The sequence below is a fragment of the Kitasatospora sp. NPDC087861 genome (genome assembly GCF_044742585.1).
GTDB lineage: Bacteria > Actinomycetota > Actinomycetes > Streptomycetales > Streptomycetaceae > Kitasatospora.
Window position 1 is genome coordinate 116,222 of record NZ_JBIUUS010000008.1, and the last position, 16,131, is coordinate 132,352.

General features: G+C 73.8%; 15 protein-coding genes. 7 read left to right on the forward strand and 8 right to left on the reverse strand.

Annotated features, from left to right (window positions below; translation table 11 throughout):
- Positions 1–32 precede the first annotated feature (32 nt).
- Positions 33–1,061: a LysR family transcriptional regulator gene (locus ACIOJE_RS14270; protein ID WP_280680461.1), complete on the reverse strand. Its 1,029-nt coding sequence runs from the start codon at positions 1,059–1,061 to the stop codon at positions 33–35.
- A gap of 144 nt (positions 1,062–1,205) precedes the next feature.
- Between ACIOJE_RS14270 and ACIOJE_RS14275 the strand changes: the two genes are divergently transcribed.
- On the forward strand, positions 1,206–2,297 hold the full coding sequence (locus ACIOJE_RS14275) for a YncE family protein (RefSeq protein ID WP_400776218.1): 1,092 nt from the start codon (positions 1,206–1,208) through the stop codon (positions 2,295–2,297).
- Positions 2,298–2,377: 80 nt separating this feature from the next.
- On the opposite strand, the gene ACIOJE_RS14280 is transcribed toward ACIOJE_RS14275, so the two are convergent.
- Complete coding sequence (locus ACIOJE_RS14280) at positions 2,378–3,073, reverse strand: SDR family NAD(P)-dependent oxidoreductase (protein ID WP_280680463.1); 696 nt, start codon at positions 3,071–3,073, stop codon at positions 2,378–2,380.
- Between the two features lie 89 nt (positions 3,074–3,162).
- On the opposite strand from ACIOJE_RS14280, the gene ACIOJE_RS14285 reads away from it, so the two are divergent.
- Entirely contained in the window at positions 3,163–3,357 is a 195-nt protein-coding gene (locus tag ACIOJE_RS14285; RefSeq protein ID WP_400776220.1) for a hypothetical protein, read from the forward strand.
- A gap of 93 nt (positions 3,358–3,450) precedes the next feature.
- Here the strand turns inward: ACIOJE_RS14285 and ACIOJE_RS14290 are convergent, their stop codons facing one another.
- On the reverse strand, positions 3,451–3,852 hold the full coding sequence (locus ACIOJE_RS14290; RefSeq protein ID WP_280680464.1) for a YccF domain-containing protein: 402 nt from the start codon (positions 3,850–3,852) through the stop codon (positions 3,451–3,453).
- Positions 3,853–3,926: 74 nt separating this feature from the next.
- The gene (locus ACIOJE_RS14295; protein ID WP_280680465.1) at positions 3,927–4,118 is read right to left on the reverse strand and encodes a hypothetical protein; all 192 of its coding nucleotides are present in this window, start codon (positions 4,116–4,118) and stop codon (positions 3,927–3,929) included.
- A gap of 193 nt (positions 4,119–4,311) precedes the next feature.
- On the opposite strand from ACIOJE_RS14295, the gene ACIOJE_RS14300 reads away from it, so the two are divergent.
- From ACIOJE_RS14300 to ACIOJE_RS14310, 3 genes are all read left to right on the forward strand, one after another.
- Positions 4,312–4,710 carry a DUF6153 family protein gene (locus ACIOJE_RS14300; protein ID WP_400776223.1) on the forward strand — a complete coding sequence of 133 codons (399 nt, stop codon included), beginning with the start codon at positions 4,312–4,314 and terminating at the stop codon, positions 4,708–4,710.
- 97 nt (positions 4,711–4,807) lie between these two features.
- Positions 4,808–6,430 carry a multicopper oxidase family protein gene (locus tag ACIOJE_RS14305; protein WP_400776224.1) on the forward strand — a complete coding sequence of 541 codons (1,623 nt, stop codon included), beginning with the start codon at positions 4,808–4,810 and terminating at the stop codon, positions 6,428–6,430.
- A 418-nt stretch (positions 6,431–6,848) separates the two neighbouring features.
- Complete coding sequence (locus ACIOJE_RS14310) at positions 6,849–8,660, forward strand: amino acid transporter (RefSeq protein WP_400776425.1); 1,812 nt, start codon at positions 6,849–6,851, stop codon at positions 8,658–8,660.
- A gap of 94 nt (positions 8,661–8,754) precedes the next feature.
- Here the strand turns inward: ACIOJE_RS14310 and ACIOJE_RS14315 are convergent, their stop codons facing one another.
- Entirely contained in the window at positions 8,755–9,429 is a 675-nt protein-coding gene (locus ACIOJE_RS14315) for a transglycosylase family protein (protein WP_400776226.1), read from the reverse strand.
- A 251-nt stretch (positions 9,430–9,680) separates the two neighbouring features.
- On the opposite strand from ACIOJE_RS14315, the gene ACIOJE_RS14320 reads away from it, so the two are divergent.
- The gene (locus tag ACIOJE_RS14320) at positions 9,681–10,544 is read left to right on the forward strand and encodes an S-methyl-5'-thioadenosine phosphorylase (RefSeq protein ID WP_280680469.1); all 864 of its coding nucleotides are present in this window, start codon (positions 9,681–9,683) and stop codon (positions 10,542–10,544) included.
- Here the strand turns inward: ACIOJE_RS14320 and ACIOJE_RS14325 are convergent.
- Both ACIOJE_RS14325 and ACIOJE_RS14330 read right to left on the reverse strand, forming a co-directional pair.
- Positions 10,507–11,046 (reverse strand): hypothetical protein, encoded by a 540-nt coding sequence (locus ACIOJE_RS14325; RefSeq protein WP_400776230.1) that lies wholly within the window; start codon positions 11,044–11,046, stop codon positions 10,507–10,509. The two genes, ACIOJE_RS14320 and ACIOJE_RS14325, sit on opposite strands and share 38 nt — an antisense overlap.
- On the reverse strand, positions 11,046–12,149 hold the full coding sequence (locus tag ACIOJE_RS14330) for a molybdopterin-dependent oxidoreductase (protein ID WP_400776231.1): 1,104 nt from the start codon (positions 12,147–12,149) through the stop codon (positions 11,046–11,048). The genes ACIOJE_RS14325 and ACIOJE_RS14330 overlap by 1 nt, the downstream gene beginning before the upstream one ends.
- A gap of 113 nt (positions 12,150–12,262) precedes the next feature.
- Here ACIOJE_RS14330 and ACIOJE_RS14335 point away from each other — a divergent pair, with 113 nt between their 5' ends.
- A complete protein-coding gene (locus ACIOJE_RS14335; protein ID WP_400776233.1) occupies positions 12,263–13,624 on the forward strand; it encodes a glycosyltransferase 87 family protein in 1,362 nt (453 codons plus the stop codon).
- Between the two features lie 23 nt (positions 13,625–13,647).
- Here the strand turns inward: ACIOJE_RS14335 and ACIOJE_RS14340 are convergent, their stop codons facing one another.
- Positions 13,648–16,074, reverse strand: coding sequence for a HelD family protein (locus tag ACIOJE_RS14340; RefSeq protein ID WP_400776236.1), 2,427 nt, complete (start codon positions 16,072–16,074; stop codon positions 13,648–13,650).
- Between the last annotated feature and the right edge of the window lie 57 nt (positions 16,075–16,131).

Below are 16,131 nucleotides of genomic sequence, written 5' to 3' on the forward strand. Positions count from 1 at the left end.
GTGTGCTCGCCGCGTGCTGCTCGCCGCGCCGATCACATCGCGTGGTGCTCATCCGTGGCGCCACCGGCCTCCCGTCGATCGTGGGGGACGGCCCGCGCGGCGGGCGAGAAACTTTGCCGTTTCGGCAAAACACCGGACTGCCGTTCCGGGTCCCCCGCGCCTCGGGCAGGCCTCGACGGGTCGAGGACGGCCGCCGCCAGGTGTTCGCGGAACCAGCGGTGTCCCGGGTCGGCCGCGTTGCGGGGGTGCCAGGCCATGCCGAGATCGAGCGGCGCCAGGTCGAGGGGGATCGGGAAGGTGCGCAGGCCCAGGGCGGCGATCGTGTCGGGCAGCCAGTCGGCCAGGCTGAGCGCGATCAGGTCGGTGTCCCGGGCGAGCATCATCGCGCTGGTGTGGCTGGGGACGACGGCCGCGACCCGGCGCCGCAGCCCCAGCTCGGCGAGCGCGGTGTCGATCGGTCCGAGCCGCTTGCCGAGCCGGGAGACGCCGATGTGGTCGGCCGCGGCGAACCGGCGGGCGGTGATCCGCCCGTCGAAGAGCGGATGGTCGCTGCGCGCGACGCCGACCAGCGGCCCCCGGGTGAGCGGCCGGGTCCGGATCTCCGGGTCCAGGTGCCCGAGGACGCCCAGTTCGACGTCGACCCAACCCTGCCGCAGCGCGGGGCCGCCCTCCATGGCCTCCGGCAGGAAGACCACATCCACGTGCGGGGCCTCGGCGTGGATCCGCTCCGTCAACGCCCCGGCCAGCCCGACCAGCAGCAGATCGGCGGCCTGGACGGTGAAGGTGCGCTGGAGGTGCACGGCGTCGAAACCGGCCCCCGGCCGCAGGACGTTGTCGCAGCCGCGCAGCAACGCGCCGACCTCGTCCCGGAGTTCGACGGCGCGCGGGGTCGGCACCAGCCCTTGGCCCGCGCGGACCAGCAGCGGGTCGCCGACGGCGCGGCGGAGCCGGGCCAGGCTGCGGCTGACCGCCGCGGGGGAGGTGCCGAGCCGCTCGGCGGCGCGGGTCACGCTGTTCTCCTGGAGCAGGGCGTCCAGGACGCGTAGCAGGTTGAGGTCCATGGTGGGGGCTCCTGAACTGCAGTTTTGCGTCTGGGGCAAGGATCTTCTGCCAATCCTTGCATTGCTGCGGCACCGTCGTGCGCGGAGAGTGGAACTGCCCGCAGATCGCGCGGCAACCACCACCTCCCGGGCAAGGAGTCCGCTGTGCAGCAGTCCCCCCTCGATCCGCCCCGGGCCGGCCGGGAAGGCGATGTCCTCGCCGTCGTCAGCCAGACCGGGCCGACCGTCTCCTTCTTCGACGCGGCCTCCGACCGGCACCTCGGCACCCTCGAAGTCCTCGCCGAGCCGCACGAGTTGTGCTTCGACCCGACCCAGCGCCTGCTGTGGTGCGCCACGGCCTACCACTCCGGCTACTACCACGCGAACACCGGCCGCCGCACCGAACTGACCGTCATCGATCCCGACACCCGCCGGATCGTCGAGGTCGTCGACCTCGCCCCCGAACACGGGCCGCACGGACTGGCGTTGGACGCGGCACGCCGCCGCCTCTACGTCAGCGTGGAGGGTTCGGCGGACCGCCCCGGCGGCGTCGTGGTCATCGACACCGAGACCCGCCGGCCGATCGGCCGGATCGACACCGACGCGCCCGGCCCGCACTGGTTCGCCATCGACCCGGCCGGGCGGATCGGCTACGCCACCAACAAGGAGGCGCCGTTCGTCTCGATCGTCGACCTCGAACGGGGCGTCCTCACCGCGAAGGTCGAGGTGCCGGGCAGTGAAGGGCTCGCCGTCTCGGCCGACGGCACCCACGCCTTCGTCGCCGCGCCCTACGCCGGCTCCGCCATCGCCTCCTCCGGCTCCGACGCCGATGCCCCTGACCACGACCGACCGGTCACCGGGATCCGGGTCGTCGACGCCCGGACGGCGGCCGTCGTCGACACCCTGCCCACCCGGGACATCGTCCTGCCGGTGCACCTGACGTCCACCGGAAAACTGCTCGTCGGCGAGGTGCGGATGGCCCCCGACCCGGCGTCCGGGCTCGGCCGACAGACGCCCGGGCGGCTCACCGTCTTCGCGGCCGACACCCGTCGGCGCCTCGGCCAACTCGACGTGGGGCTCTTCCCGTTGACCATCACCTCGTCCCCCGACGGCCGGCTCGCCTACGTGTCCAACCTCGTCTCCTCCACCGTCGACATCGTCGACCTGGAGACCTTCCAGGGCCTCGGCCGACTGGACATCGCCAAGCGCGGCGAAGCCGGCGCCCACGGCCTCGCCTACATCCCCCGCCCGTCCTGATCCCCGCACCCACCCCGCGGCCTCGCGCCGGCGCCCCCCCGCCGGCGCGAGGCCGTCCTCCGGTGCTCAGACCCGGAGCCCTACCACGGGACGGTCTCGCCATGGAGATCCAGGAACTGCAGGCCGGGGGCGCCGGCCTGCGCTTCGAGGACGTCGACGACGGCCGGGATGCTCTCCTCGGGCGCGAGTGGTGCGTCCGGTCCGCCGAGCTCGGTCCGGTTGTGGCCGGGGTCGATGAGCAGCTTGGTCTGTCCGTCGCCGGCGTGGCGGGCGGCGTAACTGCGCATCAGCTGGTTGAGCGCGGACTTGCTGGCCCGGTAGAGCTCGTAGCCGCCCTGGGTGTTCCGCGAAATGCTGCCCTGCGAGGAGGACATGACCGCGACGGTTCCGCCGGGCACGACGAGTCCACGAAGGGCTTCGAGGACGCGCAGCGGACTCAACGCATTGGTGACCATGACCTCGGTGAACATGTCGGTCGGGACCTCGCCGATGGGCTGGTTGCCCAGGTTGATCGCGGCGTTGACGAAGAGCAGGTCGAGTCGACGGCCGTCCAGGCGCTCGCGCAGCGCGGCCAACTGTTCGGAGCTCGTCATCTCCAGTGACTCGACCTCCAGTCGTCCCTTCCAGGCATCGGCACGAGCGTGCAGCTCGCCGCCGCCCCGGCGGGCCGTGGCGATGACGTGCCAGTCGCGTCGAGCGAGTTCGTCGGCGAGGACGAGCCCCAGCCCGCGCGAGGCACCGATGACCAGAGCTCGGCGGTCGGTCGTGGTGGACACATGAACTCCTTGGCGGTGGGGGACTTTGTCTAGACGAGCCGTTGCGTCTGGATAATCGCACGGAACTGCTGACGGGTACTGTGTTTCGCATGCCCGCCACGAGATCCCAGCCCCGCAGGCCGTACTCCGGCAGCCGACGCGACGAGGTCGCACGTCTGGCCGTGCTGCATGCCGCTGACGATCTGCTCGCCGAGCACGGCTTCGGCGCCCTGGCCGGGTCGACGATCTCCCGCGACCTGGTGGACGCCCTGGTCGACGACCTCCTCAGGCCCCGCCCGAATTGAGCGCCCGCTCGACGCCGAGGTCGGCGCGAGCCGTGCGGACGACGACGGCCGGCGAGGGTTTCTCCCCTCGCCGGCCGTCGGTGTTCACGGAAGTTAGCGGGCGCCCCAAGCCTGGTCGGTGGGAACGACCTCGCGGCCGAGCGGCATCAGCGAGATCGGGATCATCTTGAGGTTGGCCCAGCCGAAGGGGATGCCGATGATCGACAGGAACAGCGGGATGCTGGTGATCAGGTGCGCGATCGCCAACCACCACCCGGCGAAGATCAGCCAGATGACGTTCCCGATGCACGACGCCGCTCCGGCGCCCGGCTTCTCCACCGTGGTCCGGCCGAACGGCCAGAGGATGAATCCGGCGATCCGGAAAGAGGCGATGCCGAATGGAATGGTAATGACGAGCAGGCAGCAGATAATTCCTGCAACTGTATAAGCAATTGCCATCCAGATGCCGCAGAAAAGCAGCCAAATGACATTGAGAATGAATTTGAGCACCGTCATGGATGGTACCTTCTCACGTTTGGCGGCCTGCAGCTACGTCTGTGCCATGCCCGGCCGCACGCGCGTCTACTCCCTTAGGGGACGTTCCTCAGGGTGCCGTCCGGGTCGGGGCGCCTGGTCGGGGGCGGTTCGGCGGCTCGACTCCCGATGCGGAGGGCAGGGTGGGCGGCGGCCGACTCGGACAGGTTGTCGAGTGTTGCCTTCCCCTTCGCGGTGGTGCTGAACGAAGGCGTGCCGATGATGCCGTTCGCGGTGTAGCCGGCCATTCCCAGGGTGAGCAGACGCGGCCGTTCGGGGGCGGAATGGTCGGCGCCGTCGATTCGCGACCCGCCGCCGGCCTTTTGATCTTCGGCGGTCGGGAGGGCATGGCGCGCCCGGCCCTCCCCGGCGGGGCCGGGGGTTGCAGCTCGGGATACCCTGTGGGGGTACGTGGTGGCGGGATCGGTCGGGAGGTGGACCATGGTGGAGCCGCGTCCGGCCGTCCCCCGGGCCCTGCGACTGCTCCTGCTCGCCGCGCTGCTGTTCGGCGTCGTGACGATGCACACGCTCGGCCATCCGACCGCGGGCGGGCACGGAACGGACCACGGGCCGGCCCGGCACGCCGTGAGTGCCGGTCACCTGGCGGGTGCCGAGGAGATGGCGCACACCGCGGCGGCCGACGGCATGGACCCGATGGCGGTCTGCCTCGCCGTCCTCGCCGGCTGGACGCTGCTGCTGCTCGTCGCCGGCCCCCTGCTGCGCCACAACGGCGATGCCGCCGCCGAGGTCAGGGCCCGGCTGCTGCGGGCCGTTCGCGCGCTGCCCCCGCCCGAAGGCGGGCGGATACTCCTCACCCGGCTGTCGGTGCTGCGTCAGTAGGCGCGCGCCCGCCGTCCCCGGTCCGCGCCCGGCGCGGACGGGACGGCCGTCGCGACGTCCTGCTCATCCACACCCACCGCACGAGGTGCACTCCGTCATGCGCACACCCACCCGTCGCACCGTGCTCGGCGCGGCGCTCGCCGCCGCCGGCACCGGTCTGCTCGCCGCCTGCTCCGCCGATCCCATGAAGGGCATGGACCACCGGGGGGCCGCCCCCACCACCCCGGGCGGCTTCGTCGCCCCCGGCGGCCCCGAGGTCGCCGCCGCCGAGGCGCGGCGCACCCCCGGTCCGGAGCGCAAGGTCGCGCTCACCGCCACCGAGACCACCCTCGACCTTGGCGGCCGCACCGTCCGCAGTTGGGCGTACGGCGACCGCCTGCCCGGCCAGGAGGTGCGCGCCACCGTCGGCGAGACGCTCGCCGTCAGCCTCGCCAACCACCTGCCGCAGCCCACCTCGCTGCACTGGCACGGCCTCGCGCTGCGCAACGACATGGACGGCGTGCCGGGCGTGACCCAGGCCGCCGTCAAGGCCGGGGCCTCCTTCGACTACCGCTTCGCGCTCGCCCACCCGGGCACGTACTGGTTCCATCCGCACTCCGGCGTCCAGCAGGACCGCGGCCTGTACGCGCCGTTGATCGTCGAGGACCCGAAGGAGCCGCTGCGCTACGACAAGGAGTGGGTCGTCGTCCTGGACGACTGGCTGGACGGCATCGACGGCAGCACCCCGGACGCCGTCCTCGCCGAACTCGCCCAGGGCATGGGCGGGATGGACCACTCCGCGACGGACCGACCCACGACGGGCCACTCCACGATGGACCACTCCACGATGGGCCACGACATGTCCGGGATGCCGGGCATGGCCGGCGGCGGCACCCCGAGCGGTGCCGCCGGCCCGTCCCGGATGCTGATGGGCGCCCGCAGCGCCCTGCTCGGCGGCGACGCGGGCGACGTCGGTCACCCGTTCCACCTGGTCAACGGCCGCCTCGCGACCGCACCCGAGACCTTCACCGCCAAGCCCGGCGACCGGGTCCGGATCCGGTTGATCAACGCGGGCGGCGACACCGCCTACCGGGTCGCGCTCGGCGGCCACGAGCTGACCGTCACCCACACCGACGGCTTCCCGGTCGAGCAGGCCACCACCCAGGCGCTGCTGCTCGGCATGGGCGAGCGCTACGACGTCCTGGTCACCGTCAAGGACGGCGTGTTCCCGCTGACCGCGCTCGCCGAGGGCAAGAACGCCACCGCACTGGCCCTGCTGCGCACCGGCGGCGGCGCCGTGCCGGACGCCTCGGTGCGCCCGGCCGAGCTGGACGGCAGGCTGCTCGGCGCGGCGCAGCTCAAGGCCGACCCGGGCGTGCGGCTGCCCGCCAAGGCGCCGGACCGGACGGTGACACTGGAGCTCACCGGCGGCATGGCGAAGGCCGACTGGGCGTTCAACGGCCGCACGTACGACCCGGCGCAGCGCCATCCGGTGGCGGCGGGGGAGCGGGTGCGGCTGGAGTTCCGCAACAGCACGAGCATGTGGCACCCCGTCCACCTGCACGGCCACACCTTCGCGCTGGCCGGTGACGGGCCGCGCAAGGACACCGCGATCGTGCTGCCGGGCGCGACCCTGGCCGTCGACTTCGACGCCGACAACCCGGGCCTGTGGATGGTGCATTGCCACAACGTCTACCACGCGGAGACGGGCATGATGACCGTTCTCGGCTACCGGGCCTGACCCCGGAGGCCCTGAGGTGCCGGGCCGCGCCCCGGCCCGGCACCCGGCCTCCGCTCCCGCCCGCCGTGCCACCCGCCGCGACCTGCGGAGCAATGACGTTTTCTTAACGCGGGGCGATGACGTGTCCTTAACGCCGGTCGCATAGCCTGTCGCACTGCCGTCGCCCGACGGCGCTTTTACGGGGTCTTTAAACAAGAGGTGCAAGGTGGTTTCGTCGGGTTCGACGGACGCGACGACGGCGGAACCGTCGTCGGCGCGAATACGGTTGCGCGGCTGGTTGCTGGAGGACGTGTCGGCGGCCAAGCCCGCCGGTGCGGAGGGCGCCGAGGGCGCCGAGGGCGCGGAGCCGGGGGACGCCGGGGCGAACGGTGCGCAGGGGGCGAACGGTGCGCACCAGGGTCAGCGCTGGTGGCGGGTGATGTGCCTGACCGGCCTCGACTACTTCTCCACGCTCGGCTACCAGCCGGGTATCGCGGCGTTGGCGGCGGGTGTGCTGTCGCCGATCGCGACGATCGTGCTGGTGATCGTGACGCTGCTGGGTGCGCTGCCGGTGTACCGGCGGGTCGCGCAGGAGAGTCCGCGCGGTGAGGGCTCGATCGCGATGCTGGAGCGGCTGCTGTCGTTCTGGAAGGGCAAGCTGTTCGTCCTGGCGCTGCTGGGCTTCGCGGCCACCGACTTCCTGATCACCATCACCCTGTCCGCGGCCGATGCCAGTGCCCACCTGGTGGAGAACCCGCACCTGACCGGCGTGCTGGGCGGCAAGCAGGTCCTGATCACCCTGATCCTGGTCGCGCTGCTCGGCGCGGTCTTCCTCAAGGGCTTCAGTGAGGCCATCGGCCTGGCCGTCGTGCTGGTCGCCGTCTACCTGGTGCTCAACGTCGTCGTCGTCGCCGTCGGCATCTGGAAGATCATCCAGGCGCCGCACGTGGTCACCGACTGGACCAGCGCCCTCACGGCCCAGCACGGCAACCCGGTCATCATGGTGGGCGTCGCCCTCGTCGTCTTCCCCAAGCTGGCCCTGGGCCTGTCCGGCTTCGAGACCGGTGTGGCGGTCATGCCCCACATCCAGGGCGACCCGGACGACACCGAGGCCAACCCCACCGGCCGCATCCGCGGCACCCGCAAGCTGCTGACCACCGCGGCCGTGATCATGAGCTGCTTCCTGATCACCACCAGCTTCATCACCACGCTGCTGATCCCGGCGGACCAGTTCAAGCCCGGCGGCGACGCCAACGGCCGTGCGCTGGCCTACCTCGCCCACCAGTACCTGGGCGGCGGGTTCGGCAGTGTCTACGACCTGTCCACGATCGCGATCCTGTGGTTCGCCGGCGCCTCGGCGATGGCGGGCATGCTCAACCTGCTGCCGCGCTACCTGCCCCGGTACGGGATGGCGCCGCACTGGGCGCGCGCGGTGCGGCCGATGGTCATCGTGCTGACCCTGATCGGCTTCCTGGTGACCTGGCTGTTCGACGCGGACGTGGACGCCCAGGGCGGTGCGTACGCCACGGGTGTGCTGGTGCTGATCAGCTCGGCCGCCATCGCGGTGACCATCGCCGCGTACAAGGCCAAGCAGCGCGGTTGGACCACGGCCTTCGCGATCATCGCGGCGATCTTCCTCTACACCACCGTGCTGAACGTCGCCGAGCGCCCGGACGGCGTCAAGATCGGCGCCTGCTTCATCGCGGGCATCATCCTGGTGTCGCTGCTCTCCCGGCTCAAGCGGGCCTTCGAACTGCGCGTCACCGACGTGGTGCTGGACGACGTGGCGGAACGATTCGTCAGGGACTACACGCACCGCCCGCTGCGGCTGATCGCCAACGAGCCGACCAACCGGGACGTCGCCGAGTACCGCGACAAGATCCGCCAGATCCGCGCCGACAACGACATCCCCGGCGAGGACGACCTGGTCTTCGTCGAGGTCACCGTCCGCGACGCGTCCGACTTCGAGGCCGAGCTGACCGTGCGCGGCGAGGTGCTGCACGGCCGTTACCGGGTGCTGACGCTGGAGAGCTCCAGCATCCCGAACGCGCTCGCCGCGCTGGCCCTCACCATCCGGGACCGCACCGGGCAGCAGCCGCACCTCTACTTCGAGTGGACCGAGGGCAACCCCTTCGCCCAGTTCCTGCGGTTCTTCCTGTTCGGCCAGGGCGAGGTGGCCCCGGTCACCCGCGAGGTGCTGCGGGAGGCCGAACCCGACCGCAGCCGTCGTCCGCGCGTCCACGTCGGCTGACCCCGCCGTACCGCTCGCCCAGTGCCGCCAGGCCCGCCCGATCGCAACGGATCGGACGGGCCTGGCGGCGTTCTGAGCGGGCGGCGCGGGTGGGTCAGGACGGCAGGCGCAGGACCGCACCCGGCTGGATGAGGTCCGGGTCGTCGCCGATGGCGTCGCGGTTGAGCGCGTAGAGGGCGGGCCAGCCGCCGGGGACGCGCAGGGTGTCGGCGAGGTCGGCCAGGGTGTCGTTCTCGCGGACCGTCCACTCGCCGGCGGCGCCCCCGCTGGTGGTCGGGGGCGCGGCCGGTGGCGGCAGGGCGACGTCCCGGTCCCGGTCCCGGCCGTGGTCCCGGCCGTGGTCCCGGCCGTGCTCGTGGTCGTGGCCGTGCTCGTGGTCGTGGCCGCGGGCGGCGCGGGCGCCGCAGACCGGCCAGGGGGAGAGACCGCGCCGCCCGGCGAGGTGCCGGGCCACCGCGATCTGCTCCTCGCGGCTGGCGAGGTCGGGGCGCGGGGCGTAGGCGAGCCCGCCGTGCTCGCGCCAGGTGGGGGCGTCGAACTGGAGGCCGCCGAAGTAGCCGTTGCCGCTGTTGACGCGCCAGTTGCCGTTGCTCTCGCAGGCCGCCACGCGGTCCCAGTCGTACCTCCCGCCGTCGGGTCCCCCGCCGGGGTCGGAGCCGGTGGCGCGACCCGGGGGCGCGGCCTGGGCCGCGGGGGCGGCGAGGGCCACGGTGAGCGCGCACAGGGCGGCGGCGGGGACGAGGCGGCGTAGACGAGCGGTGGCAGGCATGGGCGGCTCTCAGATTCGGGAACAGAGCGTGCACCGCCCGGAGGCGGCGCACACCCACCGACGCACGCCGGGTGGGGCGCACCACCGCCGACACGTCCGAAAGGTCACCCGCTCGGCCGCCGTGGACCACCCGGGTGGCCCGCGGCCATCCGGCCCCGCCCGCCGTTCCGGAACCGTAAGGCCGGGCGTCGCCGCTGCGGGCCCGGCGGCTCCTACAGTGGCCGGGACGTCTCCGAGGAAGGGTACGAACGATGACGATCGATCAGGGAGCCGGCGCTCAGCGCGCCGAACTGGGCGTGATCGGTGGCTCAGGGCTCTACGCACTGCTCGACGACGTGACCGAACTGCGCGTCGACACGCCGTACGGGCCGCCCAGCGACGCGGTGTTCCTGGGCGAGGTGGCCGGCCGCCGGGTCGCCTTCCTCCCCCGGCACGGGCGCGGCCACGGCCTGCCGCCGCACCGGATCAACTACCGGGCCAACCTGTGGGCGCTGCACTCCCTGGGGGTGCGCCAGGTGCTCGCGCCGTGCGCCGTCGGCGGGCTGCGCCCGGAGTACGGGCCCGGCACGCTGCTGGTGCCGGACCAGTTCGTCGACCGCACCTCCGGCCGGGTGCAGACCTACTACGACGGCCTGCTGCTGCCGGACGGCGCGCTGCCCGAGGTGGTGCACGTCTCGATGGCCGACCCGTACTGCCCGGCCGGGCGGCCGGCCGCGCTGGACGCCGCCCGGGACGCGGCCTGGGAACCGGTCGACGGCGGCACCCTGGTGGTGATCGAGGGCCCGCGCTTCTCCACCCGCGCCGAGTCCCGCTGGTTCAGCGCGAACGGCTGGTCGGTGGTCGGCATGACCGGCCACCCGGAGGCCGTCCTGGCCCGCGAACTCGGGCTCTGCTACACCTCGTTGGCGCTGGTCACCGACCTCGACGCGGGTGTGGAGAGCGGCCAGGGCGTCACCCACACGGAGGTGCTGGAGGTCTTCGCCGGGAACGTCGACCGGCTGCGCACCGTGCTGTTCAAGGCGCTGGAGAGCCTGCCCGTCGCCCGGGACTGCGGCTGCTCGCGCGCCCTGGACGGGCTCACGACGGGTCTGCCGGGCGTTTCGTCGGGCGCCTGAGCCCCGGCCGCCCGCCCCCCGGCCGCCCGCCCCCCGGTCGCCCGGCCCCTGGGCGGCCGCCCCCCGGTCGCCCGGCCCCTGGGCGGCCGCCCGCCGGGTGCCCGCCCCCCGGCCGGTGCCGCCACCGCCGGGCCAGCGCGAACAGCAGCGCCGGCCCGGCGGTGACGGCCAGCACCAGCAGCCAGTTGCGCAGGTACGGCAGTGGCAGGACGGAGGCGTTGCCGTGGTTCTCGCCGTCCCGCAGCACCGCCGGCAGCGCGACCGCGCTCACCGCCGCCGCGACGACCAGCCAGCCGCGCAGCACCCACCCCCGCGCCAGGGCCGCACCGACCAGGCAGGCCAGCGGCACCCAGAACCCGTCGTGCAGCAGCACCGCGCCCACCGCCCAGACCAGCACCCCCCACGGGTCGGTGATGTAGGAGTCGGTGAGCAGCCCGGCCAGGCCGTAGCCGATCAGGGCGAGCCCGCCGAGCAGCAGGACCGCGCGCAGCCACCGGGACATCAGATCACCTCCAGACGCGCGACCCACTTGGTCTGCAGCACACCCGGCCGGTTGGGCGCGATGATCCGCGCCGGGAAGCCGTGGTCCGCCGCCAGCACCTCGCCGTTCACCCGCAGGGCGAGCAGCGTGAGCGGGTCGACGGCGTACTCGGCGGGCATCTGCGTCACCCGGTAGGGGCCCTCGACCTCCAGCGAGGTGACCCGCAGGCCCGAGCCGGCCGGGGCGCCGGCCCGCACCAGCAGATCGGCGACCCGGACCCCGGTCCAGCGCGCCGAGGCGCTCCAGCCCTCCACGCAGGCGATCGGCAACTCGACCTCGTACTGCGGGAGTTGGTGCAGCTCGGTGAGGGACAGCTGGTACGGCTGCGGGCCGTCCACCCGGAGCTGCCAGTCAGCAGGCACGGTGACCGTCCCGGCCTGTGCGGCGGTCCGGTTGACCGGCAGCCCCTGCGGGCCGATGTCGGGGCGGCGCGCGGCGAGCAGGTCCAGCCGGCGCAGGAAGGGGACGGTCTGCCCGGCCGTGGTGAGCGTGACCGCGCCGACCGCGGCCGTCACGGCGGCCAGGAACGCCCGCCGCTGCGGCAGCCCGGCCGCCGGGCGACGCCAGTGCCGCGCGATCAGCGGGCCCTTGGCCGCGACGTGGACGAGCAGGCCGCCGGTCGCCAGCCAGCCCAGCCAGAAGTGCGTCTGGCGGAACGGGAACGGCCACGGGTACCACTGCAGGGTGTTGAGCAGCCCGGTGAACAGCTCCATCAGCATCGTCGCGACGAGCACGAAGATCCCGAGCCGTTCCAGCGCGTGCGCCGCGTTGCGCACCGGCGGCCACTCGAACAGCCGGGGGTAGACCGTCCACAGCTTCGCCCCGAGCAGCGGCACGGCGGCCAGGCCGCTGATCACGTGCAGCCCCTGGGTGACCCGGTAGCCGTTCACCGGGCGGCTCTGCAGGTACGGGGTCAGACAGTCGGGTGGGTCCTGCAGAGCGTGGCTGATCAGCCCGGTCAGGAAGCACACCAGCAGCGCCGCGCCCAACCAGCGGCCGAGCACCACGGTCGTGCGGGGCTCGTGCAGCGGTGAGCGGAATCGCGGAAGGAAGTTCGGAGTCACGTGTTCATGGAACCGCCGGGCCGGCGCTTCGCGGTGCTGAGACGTGCTTACGGAATCCGAACGGTGCCACGCCGGTGCGGCCGGGCGCCGTGCTCCGGTGGCAGGGTGGGCGCGTGCCCACCCCTCTCCACCCCCTCCGCGCCCCCCTGTCGCACTGCCTGCTCGCACTCGCCGCCCTGGTCGCCGCGCTCGCCCTCACCGTCACCGGCGGCGGCACGCTCGGCCACCGCGCTCCGCTCTACGCGTGGTACACCGCGGACGCGCTCCTGTTCGCGTTCGCCCTGCTGGCGCTGCGGCGGGTGAGTGGCCGTCAGGTCGCGCCCCTGGTCCTGGCCGGGAGCATCGCCGTCGCCGCCGTCGGGCTGCTCGCCCCGCCGCGCACCAGCGACGACGCCTACCGCTACGTCTGGGACGGCCGCGTCCAGGCCGCCGGCATCTCCCCGTACGCGCACACCCCGGACGACCCGACGCTCGCCCGGCTGCGCTCCGCCGACCTCTGGCCGGTGGACGGCGCCTGCGCGGGCTGGGACGAGCGGCGCACGGCCGCCGGGGACTGCACCCGCATCAACCGGCCCGCCGTGCACACCATCTACCCGCCGGTCGCGGAGGCCTGGTTCCTCGCCCTGCACCCCTCCGGGGGAGGCGTGCGCGGCGTCCAGGCCGCCGGCGCGCTGCTCGCGGTGGCGACGACGGGGGTGCTGCTCGTGGTCGGGCGGGGCAGCCGACGGGCCGCGCTGTGGGGGTGGTGCCCGGGCGTGGCGGTGTGGTCGGTCAACGACGCGCACGTGGACACGCTGGGGGCACTGCTGCTGGTCGCGGGGCTCGGATGCGCGGTGCGGCGTCGGGTGACGGGCGCGGGCGCGCTGCTCGGCGCGGCGGTGGCGGTCAAGCTGATCCCCGGGCTCGCCCTGCCGGGGGCGCTGTCCCGCCGGTCCGTACGGGAGAGCGCCCTGCTGCTGGGCACGGCGCTCGGGGCGTTCGCCCTCGCCTATCTGCCGTACCTCTCCGCCTCCGGCACCGGGGTGCTCGGCTACCTGCCCGGCTACCTGAAGGAGGAGGGGTACGAGCAGGGGCACCTCGACCGCTTCGGGCTGCTCGCCCTCCTCCTGCCGGACGCGCTGCTGCCGTGGGCCGCCGGGGTGGTGCTGGCCGCCGTGGCCCTGTGGGTGCTCCGGCGCGGCGACCCGGCCCGCCCCTGGGACGGCGCGCTGCTCGTCACCGGCACGGCGCTGATCGTCGTGGCGCCCGCCTACCCGTGGTACGGCCTGCTGGTGGTCGCCCTGGTCGGGCTCAGCGGCCGCTGGGAGTGGCTCGCCGTCCCGGCCGCCGCCCAGTACCTCTACCTGGCGGGCGGCATGGAGGCCCAACAGGCCGCCTACGGCGCCGCGTTGGCGTGCGTCACGGTCGGCTCCCTGCTGCGCGGCCAGGCGGGACGGCGGGTGCGCGGCAGGGTGCCGACCTACGCCGAGGGGTAGGGCCGGTGGCCGCCCCGGCCGGGTCAGCGCGGGTCGAGGCCGGTCAGCATCTCCGGCAGCTCCCCACGGTGGACGACCCCGAGGCTCCTCGTCGCGCGGGTGAGGGCCACATAGAGGTCGTTCGCGCCGTGCGTGTGCGCCGCGAGGATCTCCGCGGGCTCCACGACGAGGGCCACGTCGAACTCGAGCCCCTTGGACTGGGCGGCGGTCAGCAGGACGACCGGCGAGTCCAGCGCCGACGGACCGTCGGTGAAGGCGGCGACGCCCGCCAACCCGGCCAGCGCGTCGAACAGTTCGGCCGGAGGGTGCGGGGCGTGGATGACCGCCATCCGGCCGCCGTCCAGCGCCGCGAGCTCCTGTTCGACGGCGTCGCGCAGCGCCGCTCCCCGGCCCTCCTCGGGCACCCGCAGGCTCCACGGGCGGATGCCGCCGCTGCGCACCGCGGTGGGCGCGGTGAGCGCCGGGTCGACTGCCCGCAGGACTCCCTCGGTGACCGCCATGATCTCGGCCGGGGTGCGGTAGTTGATGGTGAGTTCCACCGTGCGCCAGCGCCCCGCGGTGTACTCGTCGAGCGCCTCGCCCCAGGAGCTCAGCCCGGCCGGTGCGCCGGTCTGCGCCAGGTCGCCGACGATCGTCATGGAACGACCGGGGCAGCGGCGGGCCAGCAGCCGCCAGGCCATGGGGGACAGTTCCTGCGCCTCGTCCACGATCACGTGTCCGAAGCCCCAGGTCCGGTCCTCGGTCGCGCGCTCGGCCAGCGGGCGGAGCGACTCCTCGCCGCGGTACTGCCGCGCCAGCATCTGCGCGTCCATCTCGACCAGCCCCACGCCGAAGTCGTCGAGGACGAGCTTCGCGAACTCCAGCTCCGCGGCCTCGGCGGCGTCGGCCCGGCGGGCGACGGCGCCGCCGGGGAGCGGGCCGAGCAGTTCGGCGGCCTCGTCGAGCAGCGGAACGTCGTCGGTGGTCCAGCCGGTGGTCCCGTCGGTCGTCCTGTCAGTCGTCCCGTCGGCGGTCCGGTCGGTCGTCCCGTCGGTCGTCCGGGGGACGGCCTGCCGATCCGGGGCCGGCTGCGCGCGCAGGAGTGCGGCGCGCTCGGCCTCGGAGAAGTCCGGCATCGCCGTGGCCAGCAGCTCCGGGGAGCCGTACAGGGCCGTGAGCAGCCGCTCCGGGCTCAGCAGCGGCCACAGCCGCTCGGCCAGGGCCTGGAACTCGGGCTCGCCGACGAGCGCGTCGGCGAGGTCCGCGACGTCGTCCAGGTCCATGTCTCCGCCCCGGTCCCGGGCGATCCGCAGGGCCAGCTCCGAGGAGAGCCGCTCGACCAGCTCGGCGCGGGCCGCGTTGTGGGGCTTGCCGCTGCGGTGTGCGGCGGCGTGGGCCCGCTCGCAGAGCGCCCGGCCGATCTGGAGCTCCACGTGGTAGGGCGAGGTCCGGCCCACGGTGATGGTCCAGGACGTCTCCGGCAGCTGCCGCAGCCCCTCCAGCGCGGTGGCGAGGACCCGCGCCATCCGGGCGTCGCCCTTGACGGCGGCGGCCTCGGGCGTCTCCGTGTCCGTCCCGGTCACGCCCGGGTAGAGCGCGCCGATGCTGCTCAGCACGACCTCGCTCTCGCCGAGCGCGGGGAGCACCTGGTCGATGTAGCGCAGGAAGGTCGTGTTCGGCCCGATGACCAGCACACCGCGCTTGGCCAGCCGGTCGCGGTGGGTGTAGAGCAGGTACGCGGCGCGGTGCAGGGCGACCACGGTCTTGCCGGTGCCCGGACCGCCCTGCACCACCAGCACGCCGCTGAGTGCGGAGCGGATGATCTGGTCCTGCTCGGCCTGGATGGTGGAGACGATGTCGCCCATCCGACCGGTCCGGGCCGCCGTCAGCGAGGCGAGCAGGGCGCCCTCCCCGCTGAGTTCGGCGCCGTCCCGGCCCTGCGGGGAGCCCACGCCGAAGGCGTCGTCGTCGAAGTCGACGACGGTCCGGCCCTTGGCCCGCAGGTGGCGGCGCCCCACCACCGCGCCGGGCGCGGCGGGCGTCGCCCGGTAGAACGGCTCCGCGGCCGACGCCCGCCAGTCGGTGAGGACCGGCTCGTGGTCCTCGTCCGACAGGGCGATCCGGCCGATGTACTGCCGCTCGCCGTCGGCGCTCTCGATCCGGCCGAAGCAGAGCCCGTACTCGGCGGCGTGCAGTTCCGCCAGCCGCCGGGTGTGGTGGATCTCCAGGGTGTCGCGCTCCATGCGGGACTGGGCCGTTCCGCCCTTGTCCCGGAGGTGGACCTCGCGCAGCCGGGTCGTCGCGAGTTCGCGCTGGGCTTCGAGGCGGTCGTACAGCTTGCCGACGTACTCGTTCTCCGCGCGCAGTTCCTCGGCCCGCCAGCCGGCGGTGGCGGCGGAGTCGAGTGCGGGCGAGGACGAGGGCGAGGGCGAGGGCGAGGGCACGGACGGTGAGGCGGGGGAGAGGGGCAAAGCTGACTCCATCGGTTCTGGATCTCGGGTGGTTCACACGGGCGCGGGAGCCCGCTA

What these genes read in the sequence shown, in the direction of transcription:
- ACIOJE_RS14270 (WP_280680461.1), bottom strand. Translation starts at nt 1,061, where the DNA reads ATGGACCTCAACCTGCTACGCGTCCTGGACGCCCTGCTCCAGGAGAAC.
- ACIOJE_RS14285 (WP_400776220.1), top strand. Translation starts at nt 3,163, where the DNA reads ATGCCCGCCACGAGATCCCAGCCCCGCAGGCCGTACTCCGGCAGCCGA.
- ACIOJE_RS14290 (WP_280680464.1), bottom strand. Translation starts at nt 3,852, where the DNA reads ATGACGGTGCTCAAATTCATTCTCAATGTCATTTGGCTGCTTTTCTGC.
- ACIOJE_RS14295 (WP_280680465.1), bottom strand. Translation starts at nt 4,118, where the DNA reads ATGGCCGGCTACACCGCGAACGGCATCATCGGCACGCCTTCGTTCAGC.
- ACIOJE_RS14300 (WP_400776223.1), top strand. Translation starts at nt 4,312, where the DNA reads ATGGTGGAGCCGCGTCCGGCCGTCCCCCGGGCCCTGCGACTGCTCCTG.
- ACIOJE_RS14305 (WP_400776224.1), top strand. Translation starts at nt 4,808, where the DNA reads ATGCGCACACCCACCCGTCGCACCGTGCTCGGCGCGGCGCTCGCCGCC.
- ACIOJE_RS14310 (WP_400776425.1), top strand. Translation starts at nt 6,849, where the DNA reads ATGTGCCTGACCGGCCTCGACTACTTCTCCACGCTCGGCTACCAGCCG.
- ACIOJE_RS14315 (WP_400776226.1), bottom strand. Translation starts at nt 9,429, where the DNA reads ATGCCTGCCACCGCTCGTCTACGCCGCCTCGTCCCCGCCGCCGCCCTG.
- ACIOJE_RS14320 (WP_280680469.1), top strand. Translation starts at nt 9,681, where the DNA reads ATGACGATCGATCAGGGAGCCGGCGCTCAGCGCGCCGAACTGGGCGTG.
- ACIOJE_RS14325 (WP_400776230.1), bottom strand. Translation starts at nt 11,046, where the DNA reads ATGTCCCGGTGGCTGCGCGCGGTCCTGCTGCTCGGCGGGCTCGCCCTG.